The organism is Amycolatopsis sp. NPDC043887 (assembly GCF_056435665.1).
The window spans coordinates 397,043-423,401 of sequence record NZ_JBWKEB010000007.1 but is presented as its reverse complement, the minus strand read 5'-3'; the positions used below and the strand labels follow the sequence as shown (position 1 = coordinate 423,401).

Annotated in this window: 23 protein-coding genes; 13 read left to right on the top strand and 10 right to left on the bottom strand. The window is 67.2% G+C overall.

Going from position 1 to position 26,359, the window contains the following annotated elements:
• Window positions 1-25: 25 nt before the first annotated feature.
• The 3 genes from AC069H_RS21350 (at window position 26) to AC069H_RS21340 (ending at window position 1,986) form a co-directional block, all read left to right on the top strand.
• A complete protein-coding gene (locus AC069H_RS21350; RefSeq protein WP_478233569.1) occupies window positions 26-922 on the top strand; it encodes a hypothetical protein in 897 nt (298 codons plus the stop codon).
• Complete coding sequence (locus tag AC069H_RS21345; protein ID WP_478233568.1) at window positions 919-1,434, top strand: ester cyclase; 516 nt, start codon at window positions 919-921, stop codon at window positions 1,432-1,434. The genes AC069H_RS21350 and AC069H_RS21345 overlap by 4 nt, the downstream gene beginning before the upstream one ends.
• 78 nt (window positions 1,435-1,512) lie before the next feature.
• Entirely contained in the window at window positions 1,513-1,986 is a 474-nt protein-coding gene (locus AC069H_RS21340; protein ID WP_478233567.1) for a DUF4383 domain-containing protein, read from the top strand.
• A 54-nt stretch (window positions 1,987-2,040) separates the two neighbouring features.
• Here the strand turns inward: AC069H_RS21340 and katG are convergent, their stop codons facing one another.
• The 4 genes from katG to AC069H_RS21320 form a co-directional block, all read right to left on the bottom strand.
• Complete coding sequence (gene katG / locus AC069H_RS21335) at window positions 2,041-4,275, bottom strand: catalase/peroxidase HPI (protein ID WP_478226084.1); 2,235 nt, start codon at window positions 4,273-4,275, stop codon at window positions 2,041-2,043.
• Window positions 4,276-4,307: 32 nt separating this feature from the next.
• Window positions 4,308-4,739: a Fur family transcriptional regulator gene (locus AC069H_RS21330; RefSeq protein ID WP_340681636.1), complete on the bottom strand. Its 432-nt coding sequence runs from the start codon at window positions 4,737-4,739 to the stop codon at window positions 4,308-4,310.
• A gap of 70 nt (window positions 4,740-4,809) precedes the next feature.
• Window positions 4,810-6,267, bottom strand: a complete 1,458-nt coding sequence (gene hpaB / locus AC069H_RS21325) for a 4-hydroxyphenylacetate 3-monooxygenase, oxygenase component (RefSeq protein ID WP_478226083.1) — start codon at window positions 6,265-6,267, stop codon at window positions 4,810-4,812.
• Between the two features lie 31 nt (window positions 6,268-6,298).
• Window positions 6,299-6,832 carry a flavin reductase family protein gene (locus AC069H_RS21320; RefSeq protein WP_340681634.1) on the bottom strand — a complete coding sequence of 178 codons (534 nt, stop codon included), beginning with the start codon at window positions 6,830-6,832 and terminating at the stop codon, window positions 6,299-6,301.
• A gap of 59 nt (window positions 6,833-6,891) precedes the next feature.
• Here AC069H_RS21320 and AC069H_RS21315 point away from each other — a divergent pair, with 59 nt between their 5' ends.
• Complete coding sequence (locus AC069H_RS21315; RefSeq protein WP_478226081.1) at window positions 6,892-7,581, top strand: IclR family transcriptional regulator; 690 nt, start codon at window positions 6,892-6,894, stop codon at window positions 7,579-7,581.
• A 345-nt stretch (window positions 7,582-7,926) separates the two neighbouring features.
• Here AC069H_RS21315 and AC069H_RS21310 read toward each other — a convergent pair whose 3' ends face one another.
• Window positions 7,927-9,300: an MFS transporter gene (locus AC069H_RS21310; RefSeq protein ID WP_478226080.1), complete on the bottom strand. Its 1,374-nt coding sequence runs from the start codon at window positions 9,298-9,300 to the stop codon at window positions 7,927-7,929.
• 147 nt (window positions 9,301-9,447) lie between these two features.
• Between AC069H_RS21310 and AC069H_RS21305 the strand changes: the two genes are divergently transcribed.
• The 6 genes from AC069H_RS21305 to AC069H_RS21280 are packed head-to-tail and all read left to right on the top strand — an operon-like array spanning window position 9,448 to window position 15,783.
• Window positions 9,448-10,929, top strand: coding sequence for a fumarylacetoacetate hydrolase family protein (locus tag AC069H_RS21305; protein ID WP_478233566.1), 1,482 nt, complete (start codon window positions 9,448-9,450; stop codon window positions 10,927-10,929).
• A complete protein-coding gene (locus AC069H_RS21300) occupies window positions 10,911-11,582 on the top strand; it encodes a GntR family transcriptional regulator (RefSeq protein ID WP_125676801.1) in 672 nt (223 codons plus the stop codon). The genes AC069H_RS21305 and AC069H_RS21300 overlap by 19 nt, the downstream gene beginning before the upstream one ends.
• 16 nt (window positions 11,583-11,598) lie before the next feature.
• Complete coding sequence (hpaE, locus tag AC069H_RS21295; RefSeq protein ID WP_478226078.1) at window positions 11,599-13,104, top strand: 5-carboxymethyl-2-hydroxymuconate semialdehyde dehydrogenase; 1,506 nt, start codon at window positions 11,599-11,601, stop codon at window positions 13,102-13,104.
• 31 nt (window positions 13,105-13,135) lie between these two features.
• Window positions 13,136-14,230 (top strand): 3,4-dihydroxyphenylacetate 2,3-dioxygenase, encoded by a 1,095-nt coding sequence (gene hpaD, locus AC069H_RS21290; RefSeq protein ID WP_478226077.1) that lies wholly within the window; start codon window positions 13,136-13,138, stop codon window positions 14,228-14,230.
• A gap of 9 nt (window positions 14,231-14,239) precedes the next feature.
• Window positions 14,240-15,025 (top strand): 2-oxo-hept-4-ene-1,7-dioate hydratase, encoded by a 786-nt coding sequence (hpaH, locus tag AC069H_RS21285; protein ID WP_478233565.1) that lies wholly within the window; start codon window positions 14,240-14,242, stop codon window positions 15,023-15,025.
• Window positions 15,010-15,783 (top strand): HpcH/HpaI aldolase family protein, encoded by a 774-nt coding sequence (locus AC069H_RS21280; protein ID WP_478233564.1) that lies wholly within the window; start codon window positions 15,010-15,012, stop codon window positions 15,781-15,783. Before hpaH ends, AC069H_RS21280 begins: the two co-directional genes overlap by 16 nt.
• 231 nt (window positions 15,784-16,014) lie before the next feature.
• On the opposite strand, the gene AC069H_RS21275 is transcribed toward AC069H_RS21280, so the two are convergent.
• Both AC069H_RS21275 and AC069H_RS21270 read right to left on the bottom strand, forming a co-directional pair.
• Window positions 16,015-17,388: an MFS transporter gene (locus AC069H_RS21275; protein WP_478233563.1), complete on the bottom strand. Its 1,374-nt coding sequence runs from the start codon at window positions 17,386-17,388 to the stop codon at window positions 16,015-16,017.
• Between the two features lie 101 nt (window positions 17,389-17,489).
• Entirely contained in the window at window positions 17,490-17,732 is a 243-nt protein-coding gene (locus tag AC069H_RS21270; RefSeq protein WP_478233562.1) for a winged helix-turn-helix transcriptional regulator, read from the bottom strand.
• Between the two features lie 178 nt (window positions 17,733-17,910).
• Between AC069H_RS21270 and AC069H_RS21265 the strand changes: the two genes are divergently transcribed.
• Window positions 17,911-18,546: a DsbA family oxidoreductase gene (locus AC069H_RS21265; RefSeq protein ID WP_478233561.1), complete on the top strand. Its 636-nt coding sequence runs from the start codon at window positions 17,911-17,913 to the stop codon at window positions 18,544-18,546.
• Between the two features lie 604 nt (window positions 18,547-19,150).
• A complete protein-coding gene (locus AC069H_RS21260; RefSeq protein WP_478233560.1) occupies window positions 19,151-19,699 on the top strand; it encodes a hypothetical protein in 549 nt (182 codons plus the stop codon).
• A gap of 26 nt (window positions 19,700-19,725) precedes the next feature.
• Here AC069H_RS21260 and AC069H_RS21255 read toward each other — a convergent pair whose 3' ends face one another.
• Window positions 19,726-20,130, bottom strand: coding sequence for a hypothetical protein (locus AC069H_RS21255; RefSeq protein WP_478233559.1), 405 nt, complete (start codon window positions 20,128-20,130; stop codon window positions 19,726-19,728).
• 307 nt (window positions 20,131-20,437) lie between these two features.
• Here AC069H_RS21255 and AC069H_RS21250 point away from each other — a divergent pair, with 307 nt between their 5' ends.
• The gene (locus AC069H_RS21250; protein ID WP_478233558.1) at window positions 20,438-21,073 is read left to right on the top strand and encodes a hypothetical protein; all 636 of its coding nucleotides are present in this window, start codon (window positions 20,438-20,440) and stop codon (window positions 21,071-21,073) included.
• Between the two features lie 70 nt (window positions 21,074-21,143).
• On the opposite strand, the gene AC069H_RS21245 is transcribed toward AC069H_RS21250, so the two are convergent.
• Both AC069H_RS21245 and AC069H_RS21240 read right to left on the bottom strand, forming a co-directional pair.
• Window positions 21,144-24,878: a glycoside hydrolase family 2 TIM barrel-domain containing protein gene (locus AC069H_RS21245; RefSeq protein ID WP_478233557.1), complete on the bottom strand. Its 3,735-nt coding sequence runs from the start codon at window positions 24,876-24,878 to the stop codon at window positions 21,144-21,146.
• A gap of 22 nt (window positions 24,879-24,900) precedes the next feature.
• Entirely contained in the window at window positions 24,901-26,358 is a 1,458-nt protein-coding gene (locus AC069H_RS21240) for a family 43 glycosylhydrolase (RefSeq protein ID WP_478233556.1), read from the bottom strand.
• Window position 26,359 lies beyond the last annotated feature (1 nt).

Genomic DNA, 26,359 nt, shown 5'->3' with positions numbered 1-26,359 from the left:
CCCGCTCGTGAACTAGTTTGTCGGAATGAAATTCGCCTCTCTCGCGATTCTTCCCGCACTGGCCGCTCCCCTGCTTCTGCCGTCCGCGGCGCTCGCCGGTGACGGCTGGGAATCCATCGGCGCCGGGATGACCTCGGGCGCCAGCGGCATCGCCGTCCTCGACCGGGACGACGACCGGATCGACGCGCTTGTCCTACGGGACAACAAGAAGCCCGGCGAGAACCGGGCGGTCCGGGTCCGGCTCGATCACGGCAAGGTGTCCAAGGTGGACTCGATCGACTGGCCCGGCGAACTCCCGGTCGATCTGGAAGCGGCCGAAGCGGTGCCGGGAAAGACCGGCGAATTCATCGCGCTGGCCAGCGGCGGCAAGGGCTTTCACTTCAAACTGAAGGACCAGCGGCTGAAAGTGCTCGGTACTTTCCAGGTGCCGAAAGGTGACCCGGAAGACAATTACGAGGGTTTCGCGCTGAAAAAGATGAATGATCGATTGTTCGCGGTCTGGGCGGACCGCGGCCAGGACGCCCGCCCGGCCACGCTCTACACCGCGGAGTTCTCGGTCTCGAAGCTGTCCTTCAAGAAGCCGAAGTCGATCCCGTTCCGGGTCCCGTACCCGGCCACGGACGTCCGTCACACCTCGGACGTCGAGATCACCGCGGACGACCGCGTCCTGGTCTCGGCCGCCTCGGACCCCGGTGACGAAGGCCCGTTCGACTCGGCCGTGTACGCGGCGGGGGTGCTTCGCTCCGACGGTTCGATCGCCCTCTCCCCCGTTCCGGTGAGGATCGGCGACTTCCCCGGCCACAAGATCGAGGCCATGACCTGTCTTTCACGCTCGTGCGGCAGCCTGCTCTACGGGACCGACGACGAGGCCGCGGGCGGTAGGCTCCGGATCGCGACCAGGAACAACCCGGAGGCCCAGTGATCAGCGACGACCTGCGCGAGCGCCGCCACAAGATCATCGAAGAGCACATGGATACCGAGGTGGCCCACGAGTTCGACCGCACGCTGGGCACCTTCAACGGCCATCCGCACTACGAGATCATGGCGACCGGCCAGATCTTCGACGGCGACGAAGAGGTCATGGCGTACTACCGCATGACCCGCACGGCCTTCCCGGACCAGCGGCACGACAACGTCCGGTACCACTTCGCCGACGAGTCGGTCATCGTCGAATTCGACCTGCTCGGCACCAACCTCGGCGAGTTCTACGGCCGCCCGCCCACCGGCAAGGCGTTCCGGGTGCCGATCATCGCGGTGTTCTTCTTCGACGAGGATCGGATCACGAACGAGCGCATCTACTTCGACGCCGCCAGCCTGATCACCCAGGCCGGGCACGCCGAACTCCTGACCCTCCTGGCGTCCGGCGACGGTGCGCGGCGCCCGCCCCATGGACCCGGCCGAGAGCGTCGACCACCGAAACCCGAACTCGCCTGAGGAACAGCGCAAGAGCGTCGAGCAAGGCGACGAAGAGCGGGAAGGTTCCTCGGACGAACGCCTGGACGGCCGCGACTCATGACCGCGCACGGCATCCGCACCCTACGGCGTCCGCCGCGAGTGGCCGCGCTGGCGGTCGGCGCGGTCTTCCTCGTGGTCGGCGTACTCGGCTTCGTCCCGGGCATCACCACCGGCTATGCCGAGCGCGAATTCGCCGGGCATCAGTCCGGCGCCCGCTTGTTCGGCGTCTTCGCCGTGTCGATCCTGCACAACGTGGTGCATCTGCTGTTCGGCGTGGTGGGCGTGCTCGCCGCTCGCAACCGCGCCGCTTCCCGGGTCTTCCTGATGGTCGGCGGCGGGATCTATCTGCTGCTGTGGATCATCGGCCTGGCGATCCCGCAGAGCAGCCCGGGGAACTTCCTGCCGTTCAACGTCGCCGACAACTGGCTGCATCTCGGCCTCGGCGTCGGCATGATCGCGCTGGGTGTCCTCACCACCGCGCTCGAACGCAAGGCCGGCGACTACCCGGAACCGGATCTGCAGCGCCAGTGAAAACGTCCGGGCCCGCCGCGGAAGCGACGGGCCCGGACGCTCGGTCGGCTGGCTTCAGACCAGGTCGTACCGGTCGAGGTTCATGACCTTGTCCCACGCGGACACGAAGTCACGGACGAACTTCTCCTTCGCGTCGTCGCTGGCGTAGACCTCCGCCACCGCGCGAAGCTCGGAGTTGGACCCGAACACCAGGTCGGCACGGGTACCGGTCCACTTGACCTCGCCGGTCGCGGAGTCGCGGCCTTCGAAGGTCTCCGCGTCCTCCGACGTGGCGGTCCACTGGACTCCCATGTCGAGCAGGTTCACGAAGAAGTCGTTGGTCAGCGACCCCGGCTTCTCGGTGAACACGCCGTGCTTGGACTGCTGGGCGTTGGCGCCGAGGACACGCAGACCGCCGACGAGGACGGTCATCTCGGGCGCGCTCAGGTTCAGCAGGTTCGCGCGGTCGAGGAGCAGGTACTCCGTCGGGAGACGGTGGCCCTTGCCGCGGTAGTTGCGGAACCCGTCGACGGTCGGCTCCAGCGGGGCGAACGACTCGGCGTCGGTCTGCTCCTCCGTCGCGTCGGTGCGGCCCGGGGTGAACGGCACGGTGATCTCGTGGCCGCCGTCCTTCGCGGCCCGCTCGACGGCGGCGACGCCGCCCAGCACGATCAGGTCGGCGAGCGAGACCTTCTTGCCGCCGGTCTGGGCGCTGTTGAACGCCTCCTGGACACCCTCGAGGGTCCGCAACACCTGGGACAGCGTCTGCGGGTCGTTGACCTCCCAGTCTCGCTGCGGCTCGAGGCGGATGCGGGCACCGTTCGCGCCACCGCGCTTGTCGCTGCCCCGGAACGTCGAGGCCGACGCCCAAGCGGTGGAGACCAGCTGCGAGACCGACAGGCCCGAAGCGAGCAGCTTCTCCTTGAGGGAGGCGATGTCCGCGTCGTCGATCAGCTCGTGGTCGACGGCGGGCACCGGGTCCTGCCAGATCAGCGTCTCCTGCGGCACCAGCGGGCCGAGGTAACGCTGGATCGGGCCCATGTCACGGTGGGTCAGCTTGAACCAGGCACGGGCGAAGGCGTCCGCGAACTGGTCCGGGTTCTCGTAGAACCGGCGCGAGATCTGCTCGTAGACCGGGTCGAAACGCAGCGCCAGGTCGGTGGTGAGCATGCCGGGCGCGCGGTTGAGCTTGCCATCCTCGGGGTCCGGCACGGTGTTCTTCGCCTTGCCGTCCTTCGGGACCCACTGGTGGGCACCCGCCGGGCTCTTGGTCAGCTCCCACTCGTACTCGAAGAGGTTGTGGAAGAACCAGTTGCTCCACTGGGTCGGGGTCGGCGTCCAGGTGACCTCGAGGCCACTGGTGATCGCGTCGCGGCCCTTGCCGCTGCCGAAGGTGTTCTTCCAGCCCAGGCCCTGCTCCTCGATCGAAGCGCCTTCGGGCTCGGGGCCGACGTACTTGTCCGGGTCGGCCGCGCCGTGCGTCTTGCCGAAACTGTGGCCGCCGGCGATCAGCGCGACGGTCTCCTCGTCGTTCATCGCCATCCGGCCGAAGGTCTCGCGGATGTCGCGGGCCGCGGCCAGCGGGTCCGGGTTGCCGTTCGGGCCTTCCGGGTTCACGTAGATGAGACCCATCTGCACGGCGGCCAGCGGGTTCTCCAGCTCACGGTCGCCGGTGTAGCGCTCGTCGCCGAGCCACGTGCGCTCGGGACCCCAGTACACGTCCTCGTCCGGCTCCCAGACGTCCGCGCGGCCACCGGCGAAGCCGAAGGTCTTGAAGCCCATGGTCTCCAGGGCACGGTTGCCGGTGAAGATCATCAGGTCGGCCCACGAGATCTTGCGGCCGTACTTCTTCTTGACCGGCCAGAGCAGGCGGCGGGCCTTGTCCAGGTTGCCGTTGTCCGGCCAGCTGTTGAGCGGGGCGAAACGCTGCATGCCGGCGCCCGCGCCGCCGCGGCCGTCCTCGATGCGGTAGGTGCCCGCGCTGTGCCACGCCATGCGGATCATGAAGCCGCCGTAGTGGCCGAAGTCCGCGGGCCACCAGTCCTGCGACGTCGTGAGGACGGCGTCGACATCCTTGGCGAGTTCGGCGAGGTCGAGGGTCTTGAACTCGGCGGCGTAATCGAACCCGGCGTCCATCGGGTCGGAAGCCGCCGAGTGCTTCCGGAGGATCTTCAGGTTGAGCTGGTTCGGCCACCAGTCACGGTTGCCCGCGCCTTCGGTGGGGTGGTTGCGGCGGCCCGACGAGACGGGGCAGCCGCCCGCGCTCTCTTCGTTCATTTCGCCGATGACGGCGTCCGGGCTGTCAGACACGGGAATCCTTCCGGGAATCAGAACTGCAGGGCTCAGGAACGGGGTTCAACGGCACAGTCGGGACACAGGCCCCAGTAGATGACCTCGGCCTCTTCGATCACGAAGCCTTGGTCGTTCGACGCGGTCAAACAGGGTGCGGGACCGACGGCGCAGTCGACGTCGGCGATGGCACCACAGGTTCGGCACACGACGTGGTGGTGGTTGTCCCCGACCCGGGACTCGTAGCGTGCCACGGACCCCGACGGCTGGATCCGCCGAACGAGACCCGCGGCGGTCAGTGCCCGCAACACGTCGTAAATGGCCTGGTGAGAGACCTCTCCGAGTTCCGTACGCACGGCACCGATGATCGAGTCGGTGTCGGCGTGCGGGTGGTCGCGTACCGCTGTCAGCACGGCCACCCTGGGACGCGTCACGCGCAGGGAGGCCCCGCGCAGCATCCGCTCGAAGTCCGGGGTCGTGGGCACGGCCGCAGTCTGGCCCATTTTCTGGAATGAATCAAGTTCTTGCATCCCGGGCGTGTCCGGCCCGACTCCCTCACTCCTCCCGCGCCAGCAGTTCCCGGACCCGTTCCTGCAGCGCCTCCCTCGGGTACGCGTTCACCTGGGCACCCGCCATCCGCACCGGGTCGCCGAAGAAGAAGTACTCGTACAGCGACTCCCGCCCGGCGAAGCTCGAGACCGACGCGTCGAACGCCAGCTTGAACAGCCGTGCGCGGTCCTTGGCCGGCAGCGTGGCCGACTGGAGGTACGTGTCGATGTCAGGACGCCCTTCGGCCTCGAAGTCCGCTTCGCCCGGCAGGGCCATGAGCCCGGAGGCGGAGAACTTGCGGATGATTTCGGTCAGCCGCGGCGAGACCTTTGTGGGATACCAGTTCCGGGCGGCGTTAAGGACTTCCCACTTGGGCAGGAAGACGCCGTCCTCGCTCAGTTTTCCGTCTGCCTCGGCGGCGCGCAGCACGGCCTTCTCGATCTCGACGTAGGAGATCAGCTCCGACAGGTCCTGCTGGATGTGCTGGAAACCGCCGATGCCGATCGCGGCGGCGATCTCACTGGCGAGGCCGAGGTAGAACTCCGTCTTGGCCAGCGTGCGCGTGACGACCTGGTGGGTCATCAGCGCGCCGGCGCCGGTCTCGGAGTACCAGGCGTTGCACAGCTCCGGGTGCCCCAGCAGGAAGACCCGCTCGCTCGGGACGAAGACGTCGTCGAACACCACGACCGCGTCCATTTCCTCGAACCGGGAGGCGAGCGGTTCGTCGAAGTGCGAGCGGCCGTGGTCGACTCCGGCCCGGCAGAAGTACTTGAGACCGGGCGCGTCGTTCGGGACGGCGAAAGCGTAGGAGTACGGGGCGTCCTCGGGAGTACCGCGCAGGACTGTCGACGGGAAGACCAGGAGTTCGTCGGCGATCGGCGCGATGGTGGCGAGCATCCGCGCGCCGCGGACGACGATGCCGTCTTCCCGTTCCTCGACCACCTTCGCCGACAGGTTGCCACCGCCCTGCCGGCTGCCTGACACCGAACGGTTGACCTGCGGAGGGATCAGGGTATGCGTCGCGAGGAGGTCGTTCTCGCGCGCCATCTCGTAGTACTTCGCGATGCGCTCGCCGTAAACGGGATCAGCCTGGGAGAAGAACTTCTTCGCGGTCGAGAGCGCGGTGAGCGACGAGTTCATGTAGTCGCCGGTGCGGCCGAGGAAGCCGTTGGAATACTTCGCCCAGACGGAGAAGGCGGCGCGGCGGCGCTTGAGGTCTTCCTCGCTGCGCGGCACCAGGAACGAGGTTCCGACCCGCTCCCCCGTGGTCGGCGATTCGTAGGTCAGGACGTCACGGTGCGCCGGGTCGTGCTGGAGGTCGAACAGCTTCGCGTAGGTCAGCGCGTTGTTGCGGAAAGCGGGGTGCTCGGCGACCTTCGAGGTCACCTTCTCGCCGTCGACGTACAACTCCGGCGTCATCGCGTTGAGCTTGTCGAGGTACTGCTGTCCGGTACGGGCTCCCATGTCGTGCTCCTTTTCGGGATGGACGTCGTTGTCAGAACAGGGATTCGTGGCCTTGCGCGGATTCGTGGATGGTCGAGAACTGCCCGTTGACGAAGCCGAGCGCGTCACCGGAGCGGTAGTCGAACTCCCGCACCTCGCCGAGGAACAGGGTGTGATCGCCGCCGTCGTAGGCGGCCCACGGCGTGCAGTCGAACCAGCTGAGGACGCCGCCGAGCCGCGGCGCGTGCCCGCCTTCGACCCACGTCGGCGCGCCTTCGGGGGTCGGACGGCCGGCGAAGTTCATCGCCAGCGCCTCCTGTTCCGCGCCGAGGACGTTGACCGCGAACGGGCGACCGGCGAGCAGGTCGTGGCTCTTCACGGTGCGCTGGATCGAAACGAGGACGAGCGGTGGATCCATCGAGACCGCGGTGAAGGAGTTCACCGTCAGGCCGTGCCGTTTCGCAGCGGCGTCGAAGGTCACAACGGCCACTCCCGTCGCGAAGCGGCCGAGACAGCCTCGGAAGAACTGCGCGGGTGGCCGATACAGGCTCGAACCCGGCGAGAAACTGGTTTCGCGTGACATCATCGTCGATTCCTGTTCTATAATCGAACAGCCAGTTCAACTATCGAAATGGATCGTATACGATGGTTTCGGAGTCCCGCAAGACCGCGAGCACGTCCCAGACGCTCAGCCGCGGCATCCGCGTGCTCGAAGTCCTTGCCGACGCCCAAGAACCGCTCAGTGTCGACCGGATCGCCGAACGGCTCGGGGTGCACCGCTCGATCGCGTACCGGCTCATCCGCACCCTCGAAGAGCACGGACTCCTCACACGGGAACCCGCCGGGAAGTACGAACTCGGCGCGCGGCTGGCGGCGCTCGCGGCCGGGATCAAACACGATCTGCAGGCCGCGGCGCTGCCAGAACTGACCGCGGTCGCGAACGAACTCGGCATGACCTGCTTCGTGGCGGTGATGGACCGCGAGGAATGCGTGACGCTGGTCAGCGTGGAACCCCGGCACGCCATCGCGTCCGTCGCGCAGCGCCCGGGGTCCAGGCATCCGTTCACCGCGGGCGCTCCCGGCCGCGCGATCCTTTCCCAGCTTTCACCGGAAGACCGGCCCGTGGAAGTACAGGAAGTGGCTGCCCGCGGCTACGCGGACAGCCATGGTGAAGTGATCGAGAATCTCAGCTCGGTGGCCGTGCCGCTCCCCTTGCGCGGCCACGCCCCCGCGGCGCTCGCGGTCGTCTACTTGTCCAGCACGCGCACTCCCGCCGAGCTCGCGGAGCGGCTCAAGGCGGCGGCGAAGGCCGTCCGTGACGCTCTCGGCGGGTGAGCGTCACGGACGGCCGGGGGTCCACTTCTGTCGTGAGTGGCAAAGAAGCTTAGAACGCAATGCCACGGATGGGGGTCTTGATCGTAAGCGGTGAGGGTTGCCGCAGGTCATGCGCTCGGTTGCCGTGGCCGACAGGAGCCGACCGCGCCCCTGGGTGTCCACAAAGGACACTTTTCGTTGACTCAATGTCCGAGTGATGCCCAGATGGGCGATTTCACGACCAACCCGACCCACGACCGAGAGCCTTCACCCCACCTGTCAGCACACGGAGCAGACTCGATGTACCTCGTGGGCCGCTGGGACGAAGACGGCCTGCGCCGCAGGGCCTCGATCACGCCACGTTCGTCACTTGCCGAACCGGAGCGGGCTCACCGCCTGCTCGGCTTCGTGGTCCGGTCCGAGCGGGATTCCCGACCGGTCACGCAGCAGCAAGGTGGCGATGAGACCGACGACGGTCATCCCGGCCAGATAGACGGCCACGGACACCGACGTGCCGGTCGCGTCGACCAGCGCGGTGGCGATCGTCGGCGCGAACGCGCCGCCGAGGATCGCACCGAGCGCGTACGAGATCGAAACGCCGGAGAAGCGGATCGACGCGGGGAACAGCTCCGCGTAGAACGCCGCCTGCTGGCCGTAGGTGAACCCGAGCCCGACGCTGAGAATGATCAAGCCCAGCGCCAGCAACACGATGTTCCCGGTGTCCACCAAGGGGAAGAGCAGCGCGACGCCGGCGAGTTGCGCGATCCAGCCGACCACGTAGGTGCGCCGCCTGCCGAACCGGTCGGACACCGCGCCCGCCGCCCACGTCGAGAGCAGCCACGTCGCCGCCGACGCGGTCACCGCCCACAGCACCGGGCCGCGGTCGAGGCCGATCGGCCCCTTCGGGTTGGTCGCGTAGTTCTGGATGTAGCCGCCGGTGGTCATATAGCCGACTGCGTTGTTGCCCGCGAATACCAGCGCGGCCACCAGGACGAGCATGGCGTGCTTGCGGAACAGCTGGATGATCGGGGTCCGGGTCTGCTCACGCCGTTCGGCGATCTCGCGGAAGACCGGGCTCTCCTCGACGCGGCGCCGCACGTAGTGGCCGACCAGGATCAGCCCGACACTGAGCAGGAACGGGATGCGCCAGCCCCAGTCGAGGAACGCCTGACCGGGGACGAGCAGGCTGGTCAGCGCCAGGACGCCGGAGGCCAGCAACAGCCCGAGCGGGACGCCGATCTGCGGCGAGGCGCCGAAGAGTCCCCTGCGCTTCGACGGCGCGTGCTCGACGGCCATCAGCACGGCGCCGCCCCATTCCCCACCAGCCGAAACGCCCTGCAGGATCCGCAGCAGGATCAGCAGGACCGGCGCGAGGACACCGATCTGGTCGAACGTGGGGAGCACGCCGATCAGCGTGGTCGCGGCGCCCATCAGGATCAGGGTGAGCACCAGGACCACACGACGGCCGTACTTGTCGCCGAAGTGCCCGGCGAGGAACGCCCCGAGCGGGCGGAACAGGAAGCTCACGCCCACCGTGGCGAAGGAGACGAGCGTGCTGTTGGCACCGAGACCGGAGAAGAACAGCTTGCCGAAGACGAGACCGGCGGCGGACGCGTAAACGAAGAAGTCGTACCACTCGACCGTGGTGCCGACGACGGTCGCGAACGCGACCCGGCGCCGATCGGAAGACGGTGGGGCGGTCCGGCCGGGCGTGCGTTCATCCTGCGCTGGATTCGACACCTTGACTCCTTTGACATAGGCCTGACGCGAGTGGCGGCCCGCAGGGATCCCGGGCGAGGCGAAGGCCACTCGGTGACCGCCTTGCCACTGTGGCACGGAATCATATACGTTATTAGATACGAAGCAAGGTCGAGGATTCAGGGGAACATGGGCACTTACGAGGCATCAGCGCCTTCCGGCCGCACGTCCGGTCCGCTGGGCACCCGGCCGGGCAAGATCATCGCCGTCCATCTCAGCTACGCGTCACGCGCGGAGCAGCGCGGACGGCGTCCGGCGAACCCGTCGTACTTCTTCAAGCCGTCGAGCTCGATCGGCACGTCCGGTGGCACGGTCGAACGTCCGGCCGGGACCGAACTGCTGGCCTTCGAAGGCGAGATCGCGCTGGTCATCGGCACCGCGGCCCGGTGGGTCAAAGCGGACCAGGCGTGGGAGCACGTCGCCGCGGTCACCGCCGCGAACGACTTCGGCCTCTACGACCTGCGCGCCGCGGACAAGGGGTCCAACGTCCGCTCCAAGGGCGGCGACGGCTACACCCCGCTCGGCCCGGGCCTCATCGAAGCGCGCGACGTCGATCCCTCGTCGCTGCGCGTCCGCACGTGGGTGAACGGCGACCTGGTGCAGGAGGACACCACTGCCGGACTGCTGTTCCCCTTACGGCAGTTCATATCCGACCTCTCCCAGCACTTCACCCTCGAACCGGGCGACGTCATCCTCACCGGGACCCCGGCCGGGTCGACGGTGGTCTCCCCCGGCGACGTCGTCGTCGTCGAAGTGGACGTTCCCGGCACGTCCGTCAGCAGCGGACGGCTCCACACCACCGTGACCCAGGGCATCCGGTCCTTTTCGGACATCGGCAGCCTGCCCGAGGCCGACGACAAGCAACGTGCCGAGGCTTGGGGCACGCCCGTCGAACAGGTCGAAGAGGACACTCCCGCGCTCAGCGAAGGACTTCGCGCCAAGCTGCTGCGCGCACCTGTGGCGGGCTTGTCCGCTCAGCTGCGCAAACGCGGGTTGAACAACGTCGCGATCGACGGCGTGCGTCCCAATCTGCCCGGTTCGAAGATCGTCGGCACGGCGAGGACGTTGCGCTTCGTGCCCAACCGCGAGGATCTGTTCAAGTCCCACGGCGGCGGCTACAACGCGCAGAAGCGCCTTTTCGACTCGGTCGGCGCCGGCGAGGTGATCGTCATCGAAGCCCGCGGTGACAAGGGTTCCGGGACCCTCGGGGACATCCTGGCACTGCGGGCGCGTTACCTCGGCGCGGCCGGGGTGGTCACCGACGGCGGAGTCCGCGACTTCGAGGCCGTCGCCGCGACAGGGCTTCCCGTGTTCTCGCAGGGCCCGCATCCAGCGGTCCTCGGCCGCAAGCACGTGCCATGGGACACCGACGTCGCGGTCGCCTGCGGCGGTGCCACCGTACTCCCCGGCGACATCATCGTCGGCGACGACGACGGCGTGGTCGTCATCCCGCCGTCACTGGCCGAAGAGATCGCCGACGCGGCGCTCGCCCAGGAGGACGAAGACTCCTGGATCGCCGAGCAGGTCGGACAGGGCCGCCCGATCGAGGGGCTCTTCCCGCTGAACCCGTTGTGGCGGGAAAGGTATGAGGCATGGCAGAAGAAGCAGTGAAGACGACCAGCAAATCCGAACTCGCCTACGAGTGGCTGCGTGAGCGGATCGCCCGGCACGAGTACGGACCCGGCTACCGGCTGGTGCTCGCCGAGATCGCCGGCGCGCTCGACATGAGCGTCGTCCCGGTGCGCGAGGCGATCCGGCGGCTGGAGGCCGAACGGCTGGTGACCTTCGAGCGCAACGTCGGCGCGCGGGTGGCGATGGTGGACCAGAACGAGTACGTCCACGCCATGCAGACCCTCGGCGTCGTCGAAGGCGTCGCCACCGCGCTGTCCGCGCCTCAGCTGTCCGAAGAGAACATCGCGCGGGCGCGGCGGGTGAACGAGCGCATGATCGCGCTGCTGGACCATTTCGACGCGCACGAGTTCACCGCGCTGAACCAGCAGTTCCATTCGCTGCTCTTCGAATGCTGCCCCAACCCGCAGATCCTCGACCTCGTGCACCAGGGCTGGACCCGGCTGTCCGGGCTGCGCGACTCCACGTTCGCGTTCGTCCCCGACCGCGCGCACCGCTCGGTCGAGGAACATGAAGAGATCCTCCGGCTGATCACCGAGAAGGCCGACCCGCTCGACATCGAATTCGCCGCGCGCAATCACCGCTGGGCCACCATGCAGGCCTTTTTGGACGCTCGAGAGCGCGCGAACCGCTGACTGAGGAGGGCTCATCTTGACCACCACGACTCCCCGGCCGATCCCCGACGGTGTCCCGGAGCGGATCCGGCACTACATCGGCGGCGAACTCGCCGATTCGGCCGACGGCGCCGTCTTCGACGTGATCGACCCGGTCACCAACGAGGTCTACGTCCAGGCCGCCGCGGGGAAGAAGGCCGACATCGACCGCGCCGTCGCCGCCGCGCGGAAGGCGTTCACCGAGGGACCTTGGCCGAAGCTGCTGCCGCGCGAGCGCTCGCGCGTGCTGAACCGCATCGCCGATCTCGTCGAGTCGCGGGACAAGCGGCTGGCCGCGCTGGAGAGTTTCGACTCGGGCCTGCCGATCTCGCAGGCGCTGGGCCAGGCACGGCGGGCCGCGGAGAACTTCCGGTTCTTCGCCGACCTGATCGTCGCGCAGGCCGACGACACGTACAAGGTGCCCGGCCGCCAGATCAACTACGTCAACCGCAAGCCGATCGGCGTCGCCGGGCTGATCACGCCGTGGAACACGCCGTTCATGCTGGAGTCGTGGAAGCTCGCGCCCGCACTCGCGACCGGCAACACCGTGGTGCTCAAACCCGCCGAGTTCACCCCGCTTTCCGCGTCGCTGTGGGCGGAGATCTTCGAGGAGGCCGGGCTGCCGCCGGGCGTGTTCAACCTCGTCAACGGCTTCGGTGAGGACGCGGGCGACGCGCTGGTGAAGCACCCGGACGTCCCGCTGATCTCGTTCACCGGAGAGAGCCGCACCGGCAGCCTGATCTTCGGCAACGCCGCGCCGTTCCTCAAAGGACTGTCGATGGAGCTGGGCGGCAAGTCACCCGCCATCGTCTTCGCCGACGCCGATCTGGAGACCGCGATCGACGCGACGGTCTTCGGCGTGTTCTCGCTCAACGGCGAACGCTGTACCGCGGGCAGCCGGATCCTGGTCGAGCGCGCGATCTACGACGAGTTCGTCGAGCGTTACGCCGCGCAGGCCGAGCGGGTCAAGGTGGGCGACCCGAGCGACCCCGCGACCGAGGTCGGCGCCCTGGTGCACCCCGAGCACTACGACAAGGTCATGAAGTACATCGAGATCGGCAAGACCGAGGGCAGGCTGGTCGCCGGTGGCGGCCGCCCGGACGGCTTCCCGACCGGGAACTACGTGACCCCGACGGTGTTCGCCGACGTCAAACCGGACGCCCGGATCTTCCAGGAGGAGATCTTCGGCCCGGTCGTCGCGATCACGCCGTTCGACGGCGAAGACGAAGCACTGGCACTGGCTAACAACACGAAGTACGGGCTCGCGGCCTACGTCTGGACCAACGATCTCAAGCGGGCGCACAACTTCGCGCAGTCCGTCGAGGCGGGCATGGTCTGGCTCAACTCGAACAACGTCCGCGACCTGCGCACGCCTTTCGGTGGAGTGAAGGCTTCCGGGCTGGGACACGAGGGCGGCTACCGCTCGATCGACTTCTACACCGACCAGCAGGCGGTGCACATCAATCTCGGCGAGGTGCACAACCCCGCCTTCGGCAAGGGCTGACCCCGATCCCCCGTCCACGAAGGATGACGCAATGAAGCCGATCCCCACCCCGAAATCGCCGCCGCCGGACGTCCTGCGCTGCGCGTACATGGAACTCGTCGTCACCGATCTGGCGCGTTCGCGCGCGTTCTACGCCGACGTCCTCGGACTGACGGTGACCGAGGAGGACGAGACCACGGTCAGCCTCCGCACGATCGACGAGTTCATCCACCACAACCTCGTGCTGCGCCAGGGACCGGTCGCCGCGGTCGCGGCGTTCTCGTACCGCGTGCGGTCACCGGAGGACCTGGACAAGGCAGTCGCGTTCTACACGGAGCTGGGCTGCCGGGTCGAACGTCGTGCGGACGGCTACACCAAGGGCATCGGGGACTCGGTGCGGGTGCAGGACCCGCTCGGCTTCCCGCTCGAGTTCTTCCACGACGTCCAGCACGTCGACAGACTCAGCTGGCGCTATGACCTGCACGTCCCTGGCGCGCTGGTCCGGCTCGACCACTTCAACCAGGTCACGCCGGACGTCCCGCTCGCGGTGAAGCATATGGAAGACCTCAACTTCCGGGTCACCGAAGACATCCAGGACGATCAGGGCGTCACCTACGCGGCCTGGATGCGCCGCAAGCCCACCGTGCACGACACCGCGATGACCGGCGGCGACGGTCCGCGGATGCACCACGTCGCCTTCGCCACGCACGAGAAGCACAACATCCTGTCCATTTGCGACAAACTCGGCTCGCTGCGGATGTCGGACCACATCGAACGCGGCCCCGGCAGGCACGGCGTCTCGAACGCGTTCTACCTGTACCTGCGCGACCCGGACGGGCACCGCGTCGAGATCTACACGCAGGACTACTACACCGGCGACCCGGACAACCCGGTCGTCACCTGGGACGTGCACGACAACCAGCGCCGCGACTGGTGGGGCACGCCGGTGGTCCCGTCCTGGTACACCGACGCCTCGCTGGTACTCGACCTCGACGGCAAGCCGCAGCCGGTGGTAGCGAGGACCGAGGAAAGCGAACTGGAGGTCACCATCGGCGCCGACGGCTTCTCCTACACCCGCAAAGGTGACGACGAAGGCGAACTGCCGGCCTGGAAACAGGGCGAGTACAAACTCGGCAACCAGCTCTGAGGCGGGGAGATGCTCGAACAGGAAACGATCACCGCGATCGCCGACGAACTGGCGGCCGCGGAGGAGGCCCGGGAAACGATCCCGCTGCTGACGGGGCGCTACCCGGACATGACCGTCGAGGACTCGTACGCCGTGCAGAACGAATGGCGGCGCCGGGGTATCGCGGCGGGCCGCCGTCCGGTCGGGCGCAAGATCGGGCTCACGTCGAAGGTCATGCAGGCCGCCACCGGGATCACCGAACCCGACTACGGCACCATCTTCGCCGACATGGTGTTCGAGAACGGTTCCGTGATCGAGCACAGCCGGTTCTCGAACGTGCGCATCGAGGTCGAGCTGGCCTTCGTGCTCCGTGATTCCCTCTCGGGGCCGGACGCCACGGTGTTCGACGTAGTGCGGGCGACCGAATACGTCGTGCCCGCTCTGGAGATCCTGTCCTCCCGGATCGAGATGGCCGGCCGGACCATCGTCGACACGATCAGCGACAACGCGGCCATGGGCGGGATGGTCTACGGCGGCAACCCGGTCGCCGTGGACGCCGTCGACCTGCGGTGGGTTTCGGCGCTGTTGTACCGCAACGAAACCATCGAGGAATCCGGCGTCGCCGCCGCGGTGCTGAACCATCCCGCGAACGGCGTCGCCTGGCTGGCGAACAAGCTCGCTCAGCACGGTGACAAACTCGACCCGGGTGACATCGTGCTGGCCGGGTCGTTCACGCGGCCGATGTGGGTGCACCCCGGCGACACCGTGACCGCCGATTACCGGGACCTGGGGGCGATCACATGCCGCTTCGTCTAGCTCCGCCGTTCCGGGATCAGCTGGGCGAGCGGCCGCGGATCGGCATGTGGGTCACGTCGGGCAGCCCGGTGGTCGCGGAGATCTGCGCGGGTTCCGGGCTCGACTGGCTGCTCGTCGACACCGAGCACTCCCCCGCCGGGCTGGAGACGGTGCAGTCGTTGCTGCAGACGATCGCCGCGTATCCGATCACGCCGATGGTGCGCGCCCCGTCCGGTGACGCGGTCGCGCTGAAGCAACTGCTCGACCTGGGCGCGCAGAACCTGCTGGTGCCCATGGTCGACAGCGCGGAGGAAGCGGAAGCAGTGGTGCGGGCCGTCCGCTATCCGCCACGTGGCGTGCGCGGTGTCGGCAGTGCCCTGTCGCGGTCGGCGCGCTGGAACCGAGTCGAGGACTATCTCGCGAAGGCCGAAGAGTTCACGTCTTTGTTCGTCCAGATCGAGTCGACGACGGGAGTCGCGGCGGCCGCCGAGATCGCCGCTGTCGACGGCGTCGACGGGGTGTTCGTCGGGCCGTCCGATCTGGCCGCCTCGATGGACCTGCTTGGAAAGCAGACGCACCCCGACGTCACCTCGGCCGTCTTGAGCACCTTCGAGGCCGTCCTTGCTCAGGGGAAACCGGTGGGAGTCAACGCGTTCGACCCTGCGCAGGCTCAGCGCTATCTTGACGCCGGCGCTTCGTTCGTGCTGGTCGGTGCCGATGTCACCCTGCTCGCACAAGGTTCGGAGGCGCTCGCGCGGCGGCATCCGCCGGACTCATGACCGGGCGGTGGGTCGAGGCTTTCGCGACGTCGAAGGTGGCGTGTCCTGGTGGCGTGTCCGTGAAGGCCTCCTTCCCTACTTTCAGGGTAGGGAAGGAGGCCTTCACGGACTTTCCTGACTCGCGGGGTTTCCGGTGGACGCGCCTACGGGGTGGTCGTGAGTGGCGTTTCGGGTTAGAGGCCGAATCGCCACTCACGACCACCTGGACCGAAGACATCCGTGCCCGTGGATTCAAGCCGGATTCATCGACCGCGCCTCACGATCAGCGACCGGATCCACCGGCAATCGACCTGCCGCGACGGCACCGGCCGCGGCAACGACACCGATGAACCCGAAAACAACACCGAAGGCCAAGGTAGGGCTCGATTCGAGACCCGCCAGAACCGCGCCCGTCACCGCCACCCCCGCCACCGCGCCCACCTGTCGCACGGTATTGAACAAACCCGAGGCACCACCCGCGGCGCCCGGTTCCACCGACGCCATCGCGATGGCGGACAGAGGCGACCACGCCATGGCATTGGCGGCGCCCAGAATCGCGGCTCCGGGAACAATCCACCAGGGACTCAGTTCGAGCACGACCACAAGGCCTATGAGCGAAAGACTCACGGTGAGCAGGCTCATGCCGAGTATCGCCGGCCTGCGCGCCCCCACGCGGTCGACCCATCGGCCGGCCGGTGGCGACAACATGACCGCCACGAGAGCGTCCGGCGACAGGACCATGGCGGCCTCGATCGGCCCGAAACCTCGCACCGCTTGGATGTAGAGCATGGTCGGCAGGGCCATCGCGAGAACCGTCGCGCCGAGGGACGCCATCGCGAGGCTTGCCGACAGGTATCCGGACGAGCGATAGAGCCGCAGTGGCGCGAGGGCTTCCGACCCTTCATTGCGTTCGTGGTGGCAAAAGAGGACGAGCAGCGCCACGGCCAAGGCGATAGCGGCGACGATCATGGGCAGCGAGAGGGTACGCCAGGACAGCAGGGCCCACACGAGAAGGCTCAGACCCGCTGTGCTCAACGCGGCACCGAGGAGATCGAACCGTGTGACGCCTCCATGGCTACCTGGGATCAGGCGGATCCCCATGACGACGGCGATGCCGCAAAGTGGCACGTTGACCCAGAAGATCCAGCGCCAATCCAGTCCCGCCGTCAGCAGCCCGCCCAGTATGGGCCCGAGCAAGGTGGCAGCGGCGGCGACCGAGCCCCAGATGCCGAAGGCGCGCCCACGCTCGTCCTCGGCGAAGAGTCGTCGAATCAGCGTGAGTGGCTGAGGGGACATCGCTGCGGCTGCGAGGCCTTGCAAGACTCTGAAAGCGACAAGCCATCCGATTGAGGGCGCGAGCCCACACAGCGCGGAGGCGACGGCGAAGCCTCCCATACCGAAGAGGTAGACGCGCTTCGGATCGAAGAGGTCTCCGAGTCGTCCGGCGATGAGCAAAGGGACCGAAAACGCCACCAGATAGCCGGCCGTCACCCAGAACAGCCCGGCGACGTCCCCGCCGAGATCGGCTTGGATGCTCGGGCTCGCCACGGCGACGATCGTCGTATCGAGCAGGAGCACGAAGAACCCCGCGAGCAGGGCCGTGAGTCCTCCCCACTTGTGTGTCACGCGTCCACCGTTCGCAGTAGGCGGTCAACCGGCCGAATCGTGTCGTTCCCGCGCCGCGAGGATGTCGTCCCGATGCGCGTTCGCCCAAGCGTCGAGCGCACTCAACGGAACGTCACCAGTCCGTCCCGGACCAGAGCGCGCAGGGTCAGCGTCAGCATCCGCTGGCTGATTCCTTCGATCCCGCGGTGCGACTCGCCGAACCGGGAGGTCCGCCTGCCGAGCAGGACCACGATGAGCACGCTCCACTTGTCACCGATCAGGTCGAGGATCTCGCGGGTCGGCAGTCGTGGTCGGCGGGCACGGGCACATCGATGTGCGTAGCTGACATGAAAGTGCCTCCTCACTGGCGCGGCCGATACTGGCGTAGGTTGAGGTTACGAACAAGTAGTAACCAACGGAAGCGGTCATGACTGCCCCTGCCGAACACGAAGCTCCCGAACAACCGGAGCCCGCGGAGCCGAAGCTGGTCGTCCTCGGCTCCGAATACGCGCCGACCCGCACGGACGGGATGTGCTCGTGGTGATGTACATCGACGTATGGTCCGACGTCGTCTGTCCGTGGTGCTACATCGGCAAACGCCGGATGGAGACCGCACTCGGCGAGTTCGGGCACGCCGACGACGTCGAAGTGCGCTGGCACAGTTTCCAGCTCGACTCCTCGCACCCCAAGGGCCACCGCGAACCGGTACACGACATGCTCGCCAAGAAGACCGGCGCACCGCCCGAGCAGGTCAGGGCGATGACGCGGCAGGTCACCGAACTCGCCGCCGCGGAGGGTCTTACGTACGACCTCGACAACGCCGTGTCGGTCAACACACTCGACGCCCACCGCCTCAACCATCTCGCCGACCAGCACGGGCTCGGCGATCGGATGCACGAGCGGCTGCTCAAGGCGCATCTCTGTGATGGCGAGATCGTCGACGATCTCGACACGCTGGTCCGGCTCGGCACCGAGGTCGGCGTCCCCGAGGACGAGGCGCGTGAAGTACTGGAGGGCACGAAGTACGCGGGCGAGGTCGACGTGGATTTCGCCGAGGCACGCAGGATCGGCGTCAACGGAGTGCCGTTCTTCGTGCTGAACGGCGCTTACGGTGTTTCCGGCGCGCAGTCCGCGGTCACATTCCTTTCCGTGCTGGAAAAAGCACACCAATCACGATAGAGCCACGGAACCCGTCCGTCGTGGCAACGCCCGTCCGCTCCGCGAGTGGTAAGCCGATGGCTTCGGCGTGCGAAAGGGGAGACGATCTTAACCGTGTGGGCCGGCCGCCCATCGAGCCGAACCCGCAACGCCGGGCCTCCTCCACGGAAACCCACGAGCTGACGGTCGTTCCCTTCGACGGCCATCACCGCATCGACGCCGACTGCGACGAGCGCGGTTCAGGGCTCCGGAGCCCTTCTCGAAGGCGAACTGCCCGGCACAGACCGACCGGGTGGCGATCACCAAGCTCACCGGGGTCGAATGCGAACACGTGACACCCGGACGAAGATCACTCCCGGCCGGGCCGCCGATCTGGCCCTGATCTCCGACCGGCGTCGCGAATTCGACCGCCGCCCGGTTTCCGGATGCGGATTCGGACGAGGAGCTCAGCGGCGGTTTGGCTGGTCAGCCGATCCCGCGGCACGAGCGGCGGTGCCGTGCTCGGCGGCCCAGGTGGCGATGCGGGTGCGGTTGGGGAGGCCGAGTTCGTCGAGGATGCGTTCGACCCGCCGGCATCTCGCCGAGCCGATTCGGCGCTCGGCCGGTTCGGAGTAGGGTCCTGATCATGCCCGCACTTCCGCGTGGCGGCCGTCCCGCGGAGGCACTGGCCGCCATCCAAGCGAGTATCGACGCTGTCTGGCTGAAGTATCTCGCCGAGTACGGCGTCACGGCGGGAACCGTCGATGAGATCGATCTCGCCGAAACGGTGCTGGCCGATCCGTCGTCCTTCGAGTGGCGGGTGGTCGATGCCGCCCTAGTACGGTTGCGGTGCGCCGAGTGCGGCAGCGAACTCGGCTCCGGACCATCAGGCTGCGAACCGTGCGATCAAGCGAACGCGTTCCGCTTCGCCGCGATAGAGGTCGATCGTCCCGCGACCCCGCCGGGCACCGAACACGGCCTCCGCGTCGCGTCCGCCGTCGCGCGCACACGGCACCGCTACCCACCGAGGGTCCGCTGCGGATACGAGCTCGGGTTGCCAGATCTTCTCGACGGCAGGCTGCCCGGCACCCCACAGGCACAAGCCCTCAAGGCGGCGATCAACAAGCTCACCGACGACGAACGCGAACGCGTCACCACGTTCGACGAAGTGACCGCGCTCGCCGCCTGCCGGTAGGACTCCGTCAGCTCACGACCGGATGATCAGTAGTCGTCACGGCCCGTGAATTGTTGTTCGAGTAGTTCCGCCGAGCCGGCGACGAGTTCGAGCGGGTCGGTGAACTCGTTGATGTCGAGATTCACCAACGGCAGGGAATGGCGCAGCACCAGGTGCTCCCCCATGACCACCAGTCCCCCGACGACGATCGTGTTGCCGACCTCGGTCAGCACGGTCGCCAGGTCGACCTCGCTGACCCGCGCGAACGGTGTCGCGATCTGCACCCAGTCCTCGCGGCGGTCGAAGATCTCCCGTGCGATGACCACGGTCTGCGCCCGCTCTTCGTAGTCGTCGTCGCCGTAGGACAAGCGGATGCGAATTTCGTCCGGTTCGTCCTTCACGACCCGATATTCGTGTCGTACGAACGCGACCAGATCGGCCCATTCCGCCATGATTTCAGTCTCCCTCGCAGTCGAAGATCAAGACTAGCGACTGCCCGGGCGAAGAGACCGGCCTCGGCCCGACATCACCCGGACAGCGGCGGCCCGCGCGTGTTCCGACACCGAAGTTTTAGCCCTGCAGGGTGAAACGGTGCCGTTAGGTCCTACGACCGGATCACCCAAGGTCCAGCGAGAGCCTGCAACAAAAGCCGGTCCTGATGACTTCGCGCTCGAAAATTCCCAAGCGAGCTGAGTCTGAAGCCTATCTCTTCTTGATCTTGTTGTAGTCTCTTTCAGCATCTTTGACAGGGGAGATCATGTGACGAACAACGATCGCGGCCGGTCAAAAACCGACCGGGCGAGAAACGTCAAAACCTCGGATCCGGCAGTGGCCGCGGCGCTTGTCAGCCGACGTGGAGCGATTTTGGCGGCTGTTATAACCGCGGTGTTGGGCCTGGTGGGCGCGGTGGTCGTGGCACTCATCAACACCAGTGCACAGCCGGCGAAAGGCGCCGACGACCGAGGTTCGCCATCCGGGTCGTCGTCGCAAGATGCCACCAGCGTGCAGCAACAGGGGAACAAACCCGCTGAAGCCGTCCCCGAGCAGGTGAAGCTCGATGCGGACATGGGGGTCGACCTCGACGCGTCCCGCGCCACCCCGGTGTCCGCATCGGGCCCCAACGGCGACATAGACCTCTATTTCAGCGGAAGCTATTTGACCGCCAATCGATCGGGCCTGTTCTATTACTACGGAACCGAGCAGGAAGCCAAGGCGCAGTGCCCGAAGATCGTTTCCGAGGGAAAGGGAACGGTTCCCGGCCCCGAGGTGATATTCGCCGGTGGGCAACATTGCCTGAGGACATCCAAGGGAACGGTCGGATGGCTCAGCGCGAACGATGTCAAGATCGCCGAGAATTCCGGATACATCGTGCTCAACTACAAGTTGTTCAACTAGCCGACGGGTGCCGCGAAAGCCACTTTCGAGACATCAAGTGTCGTGAAAGTGGCTTTCGCGACGTCCAAGGTCACCCGCCGGTCGGCACCCCCGCCCGCGCTTCCTGCTGGGTCAGCGGCCGAAGCGACAGCGTGTACTCATACGTGCTGTCAGCTCGGACCTGACTGCGTTCCCGCACCGGGTTGGGCGTGTCCCCGACCCCGGTAACCGCGTGGCTCGCGTGCAGCGTGAACCAGCCCTTGTTGCGCTGCAACTGGAAGGGGTACGCCGCCCGATCGAGGTCGTCGAACGGCGTCACGCTGACGTCCTTCGCGCCGCCGATCAGCAAGCCACCGGACCGGCTGTCGGTGAGCAGCGCCCACCGGCTGTCGGTGTGGTTGCCGTGGTCCTGTGGCCGGTGGTACTCGACGTACTGCTGATCCACCGTGCTCGACTGCACGCCGATCGGCGTCCCGTCCTTCCGGTCGACGTAGCTCTCGGCTTTTCGCCCATACCACGCGAACCGGTCGTATCGGTCCGGCACCGCGAGCGAGACACCGATCCGCGGCAGATACGGCAGTGTGCGCACACTTCCTTGCGGCACCACCCGGTTGCCCATGCTCAGCGTCCCGGTCCGGTCGACGGTGTAGGTCATCGTCTGGTCGAACCACGCGCCGGCGACGTCGGGCGCCGCGACCCGGCTGTCGACGATCACCCGCACGCTTCGCGAGCCGTCCTTCTCGACCCGCACTCCGGTGACCGTGGTCTTCAACCGGTCCAGGCCGGCCTTGCGCCAGTCCTCACCCTCTGCCCTGCCCCAGGCGAAGGTTTCGTTGCTGATGGGCGCCCGCCATGCGTCGAGCTTCGGCCCTGCGGTCAGCAGTTCCTTGCCCTGGTACCGGATGGACGCCAGCGCACCGGTGGTCTTGTCCACCCGGTACGTGACCCCGGCCGCCGACGCCGTCACCGAACCCTCGTCCTCGACGACCCCGACGGACTTCCCGTCGAGCGGAGTCCGGTCCAGGCCGGGGATCCGCTTCCCGCCCAGGGAGAACTGGTCGTGTGCCAGGACGTGTCCCCGCGCGAGCATCGGCTCGCTCTGCGTCGTCACCGCCTCGACGGAGAGGAACCGCTCTCGGTCAGCCGGATTCGGCGGCACGGGAACGGCGACCCGTCCGGTCGTCCCTGCGCCGACCCGCAACGGCTGTTCGCCACGGGCGACGATCCGGGAGCCTTCCTGGATCCGCCACCGCAGGTTCAGCTCGTCGGTGCCCTTGAACTGCCGTTCGTTGGTCACCGACACCGTGCCACCGGAGTAGGCGAACCGGAGCGGCTGATGCGCCCACGCCATCTGCGCGGTCTCCGGCTGCGCCGAACGATCCGAGTCGATCAGACCGTCCACACCGGACAGACTGGAGCCGTACGACAGGTGGCTCCCCCGGTCCGTGACACTGTCGAAGTCCAGCGCCAAGACAGCCCCGCCCGCCGGTGTGGAGCCGGACAGCTCCGCGGCGGACAGCGGCTTGTCGTAGATGCGGACATCGTCGACGGCGCCGCGGCCCATCCAGCCGATGCTCGACGGGTCGTTCCACGACGTCTCGAAGTCGCGGCCGATGTTGACCTCCGCCGAAGACGAGTCGATCGCGCCGGTGAACGGCTTGCTCGCTACCTCCTTGCCGTCGAGATAGAGCCGCAGGGCGGTTCCGTCATAGGTACCGCTCACCCGGTGCCAGTTGCCGTAGAAGTCGGCGGGCACCTTCGCCTGCACCGCCTGCCACGTTCCACTGTGGATGAAGAACTCCAGCGTGTCCTGCGTCTTCATCTTGAGCGCGTACTGGTGGTCTCCCTTGCCGAGGATGCGGAAATCGCCGGTCCACTTCCCCGGTTTCACCCAGGCGTCCAAGGTCAGCGCCTTCCCGGTGATGTCGAGTTTGCGGTCGCGGTAGACCTCGACGAAATCGTCCAGCCCGGACAGTCCCAGCGCCTTGCCGCGATGACCTTCGATCAGATCCGGCTTTCCACTGATATGCGCCGAGATGTCGTTGCCCGACGCATCGGGCGTGATCCGGATCGGCTGCCGGATGTTCTGCTCCGCCCAGTCCCAGATGAACCCGCCCTGAGTCTGCGGATTCGCCCGGATCGTATCCCAGAACTCCCGGAAGTTGCCGAGACTGTTGCCCATGGCGTGGGCGTACTCGCCGAAGATCAGCGGTTTGGTGGTGTTCTTCGCCTGCTCGGCGAACTTCTCCGGAGACGGATATCGCGGCCCCCACACATCCGCGAACGGCGCGTCCCCGTCCGGACTGTTCGACTGGTGGTAGATCGGCCGGGTCGGTTCGTTCGCGTCCAGCCATTCCGCCAGCGCGAAGTGATGCGCGCCGAGGCCCGCCTCGTTGCCGGTGTCCCACAGGAAGACGCTCGGGTGGTTCTTGTCCCGTTCGACCATGCCGATCATGCGATCGAAGAACGCGTCCCGCCAAGCCGGGTCGTTCGCCTGGCAGTACCGGGCGCAGTTCTCGTGGTTGTGGGTCTCGATGTCGATCTCGTCGTCGATCCAGAGCCCGTGCCGGTCGGCCAGCTCGTAGAAATAGGGATCCGACGGGTAGTGCGAGGTGCGGACCGCGTTGACGTTGAGCTGCTTCATCAGCGCGACGTCGCGTTCCTGCGCACGCCGGGGCACGTGCCTGCCGTGGTCGGGGTCGGTCTCCGCCCGGTTGACGCCCTTGAAGAGCACCCGCTTCCCGTTGACCAGCAACTGTTTGTCGCGGATCTCGATCTCGCGGAAGCCCACCGTCTCGCTGGTGATGTGCGTGACGCGGCCGTCGGGCGCGCTCAACGTGAGTACCGCCGTGTACAGGTTCGGTGTCTCGTCGGTCCACTTCGCCGGGTTGCGGACGAGCAGGTTCAGCGTGGTCTTGCCACCGGCCTCGACCTCACCGCTCGCGGCCCCGGCCTCCTTGCCCGCGGCGTCGCGCAGGCTCAGCCCGACACGGTGCTTGCCGGTGGTCCCGCCGGGTTTGGTGGCGACCTCGACCGCGGCCTTGAGGGTGGCGTCGGTATAGGTCGCGTCGAGGTCCGTCGTCAGCCCGACGTCCTGGATGAACGTACGCGGCGCCGAATGCAGGGTCACCGAGCGGAAGATGCCCGAGTACCGCCACTGGTCGACGTCCTCCAGATAGGCGCCCGCGCTCCAGCGGTGCACCTGGACGGCGATCCGGTTCGAGCCCGGTCGCAGCGCGGAGGAGAGGTCGAACTCCGCCGGCGTGTAGCCGCCTTGGTCGTAGCCGATGTACTTCCCGTTGACCCAGACGAAGTACGCCGACGTGACACCCTCGAAGCGCAGGAAGGTCTCGCGTTCCGTCCAGTCCGCGGGCAGGGTGAAGTCACGGACGTAGGCGCCGGTCGGGTTGACGTCACGCGGGACGCGCGGCGGGTCGTCGGGCTGGATCTCGGTGGCGATGTTGCGGAAGATCGGATGGTCCAGACCGTCCGTCTGCCAAGTGTGCGGCACGGACACTTCGCGCCAGCGCGACGCGTCGTAGCCGTCCTCGTGGAATCCCGCCGGGACCTGCGACGGGTTGTCCGCCATCGCGATCCGCCACTTGCCGTCGAGCGACATCGCGTACGGACTGCGTTCATCTCGGCGGGCCGCGGCGGAGACGTCGGCGTAGGGACGTAGGAATGCGTGCGGTGACTCCTGGCCTTCGGCGACTTTTCGTGGATCGTCGAGATAGGACTGGACGTCGGCGGCCGCCGGAGCGGCGGCCGTGACGAGGGTCCCGGCGAGCATCGCCAGGACCACGACGATGGGGCGTGTTCGCAGCACTGCGTTCAACCTCCCAGAGAGTTCAGCTGAGCCGGAAGCTGACCCGTTGACGATCCCGCACCGCGGTACCGGGACGGAAGACCAAGATCCTTCCCTTGTCGTGGGCCAAATAGGTGGCGACTTCACCCGCGAGGCGGAACGACACCGCCAGCCGGTCGGACAGGCCCGGCACCTGGGTGAAACTCGCCGCCCGGCCGTACGCGTCGCTCTCGTCGTACGGATCGATCCGCACGGTCGCCGGGTCCACGACGCGGACGTACCGGTCCGGGAAGTTCACCGATTGCAGTGCGACGGTTCCCGCTCCGCGGAATCCGTCGACGATCCGGAACTGCGAGTCGGCGAGCTCGCGGACGTTGCCATCGGCGGTCAGCCGGTACTCGTAGTGCCGTACGTACAACGCCGGATCGTCCATCGGGGACAGTCGCACGCAGGGACCGCCTCTGCCCACCGGGACACCGAAACTCGGCGTTCCGTCGTCGTTCCAGTACAACCGTTGCACTCTCGTGTGCCGGTTCGGGTCGTACAGCGGGTCGCCGATGATGTCTCGGTAGTCGCGGGCGTGGTAGACGAGCACGTCGGATCCGTCTTCGGCGACGGTGAACGAGTTGTGCCCGGGCCCGTACTGGCGGGTGGCCTCGTTCGTGGTGAACACCGGCTGCGGTGACTTCGTCCACGACCGCGGGTCGAGCAGGTCCGAACGTTCGTCCGCGGTGAGCAACCCCATGCAGTAGCGCGCGTCGGTGGCGCTCGCCGAGTAGGTCATGAACACCCGCCCGTTGCGGACGATCACCGCCGGCCCCTCGTTGACCTTGAACCCCTGGATCTCCCACGGCAGCGTGGGCACCGCGAGCCGGACAGGTTCACCCTTGAGCGCCAGTGGCGAGGCCATCTCGGCGAGGTAAAGGTTGCTGTTGGTCGCGATGCCGGGTTCGCTCTGCGCCCAGGCGAAATAGCGTTTGCCCCGATGCTCGAACGTCGTCGAATCGAGGGTGAAGGTGTCCCATTTGGTCACCATCTGCCCGCGCAGCACCCACGTGCCCGCGCGTGGATCATCCGAAGTGGACTCGAGCACGTAGGTCCGGATGCGGAAGACGTCGTCCGAGTCACCCGCGGCGAAGTAGACGTACCAGCGCCCGTCGATCCGATGCAGTTCCGGCGCCCAGATGTGACCGCCCATCTTCCCGGACGACGGCCGCCGCCAGATCGTCGTCTCCCTCGCGGTGGCCAGGCCGTCGATCGTAGCGGCGCCACGCACGACGATGCGGTCGTACTCCGGCACCGAACCGGTCAGGTAGTACATCCCGTTCACCGGCCGGGTGATGAACGGATCGGCCCGCTGTTTGACCAGCGGATTCCGGGTGGTCAACGACGCGGGAGCGGCCTCGGCGGCTTGGGCCGTACCCGGCGCCAGGCCGCCGACGGCGGTGACGGCAAAAAGCCCGCCTCCGGCTTTGAACAGGTCACGACGGTCGATGGTCATG

Excerpts from the sequence above, each read along its gene's own strand:
- hpaH (WP_478233565.1), top strand. The coding sequence starts at position 14,240 with ATGCTCGAACAGGAAACGATCACCGCGATCGCCGACGAACTGGCGGCC.
- AC069H_RS21280 (WP_478233564.1), top strand. The coding sequence starts at position 15,010 with ATGCCGCTTCGTCTAGCTCCGCCGTTCCGGGATCAGCTGGGCGAGCGG.
- AC069H_RS21265 (WP_478233561.1), top strand. The coding sequence starts at position 17,911 with ATGTACATCGACGTATGGTCCGACGTCGTCTGTCCGTGGTGCTACATC.
- AC069H_RS21340 (WP_478233567.1), top strand. The coding sequence starts at position 1,513 with ATGACCGCGCACGGCATCCGCACCCTACGGCGTCCGCCGCGAGTGGCC.
- AC069H_RS21320 (WP_340681634.1), bottom strand. The coding sequence starts at position 6,832 with ATGATGTCACGCGAAACCAGTTTCTCGCCGGGTTCGAGCCTGTATCGG.
- hpaB (WP_478226083.1), bottom strand. The coding sequence starts at position 6,267 with ATGGGAGCCCGTACCGGACAGCAGTACCTCGACAAGCTCAACGCGATG.
- AC069H_RS21305 (WP_478233566.1), top strand. The coding sequence starts at position 9,448 with ATGGGCACTTACGAGGCATCAGCGCCTTCCGGCCGCACGTCCGGTCCG.
- AC069H_RS21260 (WP_478233560.1), top strand. The coding sequence starts at position 19,151 with ATGCCCGCACTTCCGCGTGGCGGCCGTCCCGCGGAGGCACTGGCCGCC.
- AC069H_RS21315 (WP_478226081.1), top strand. The coding sequence starts at position 6,892 with ATGGTTTCGGAGTCCCGCAAGACCGCGAGCACGTCCCAGACGCTCAGC.
- hpaD (WP_478226077.1), top strand. The coding sequence starts at position 13,136 with ATGAAGCCGATCCCCACCCCGAAATCGCCGCCGCCGGACGTCCTGCGC.
- AC069H_RS21350 (WP_478233569.1), top strand. The coding sequence starts at position 26 with ATGAAATTCGCCTCTCTCGCGATTCTTCCCGCACTGGCCGCTCCCCTG.
- AC069H_RS21300 (WP_125676801.1), top strand. The coding sequence starts at position 10,911 with ATGGCAGAAGAAGCAGTGAAGACGACCAGCAAATCCGAACTCGCCTAC.
- AC069H_RS21255 (WP_478233559.1), bottom strand. The coding sequence starts at position 20,130 with ATGGCGGAATGGGCCGATCTGGTCGCGTTCGTACGACACGAATATCGG.
- AC069H_RS21240 (WP_478233556.1), bottom strand. The coding sequence starts at position 26,358 with ATGACCATCGACCGTCGTGACCTGTTCAAAGCCGGAGGCGGGCTTTTT.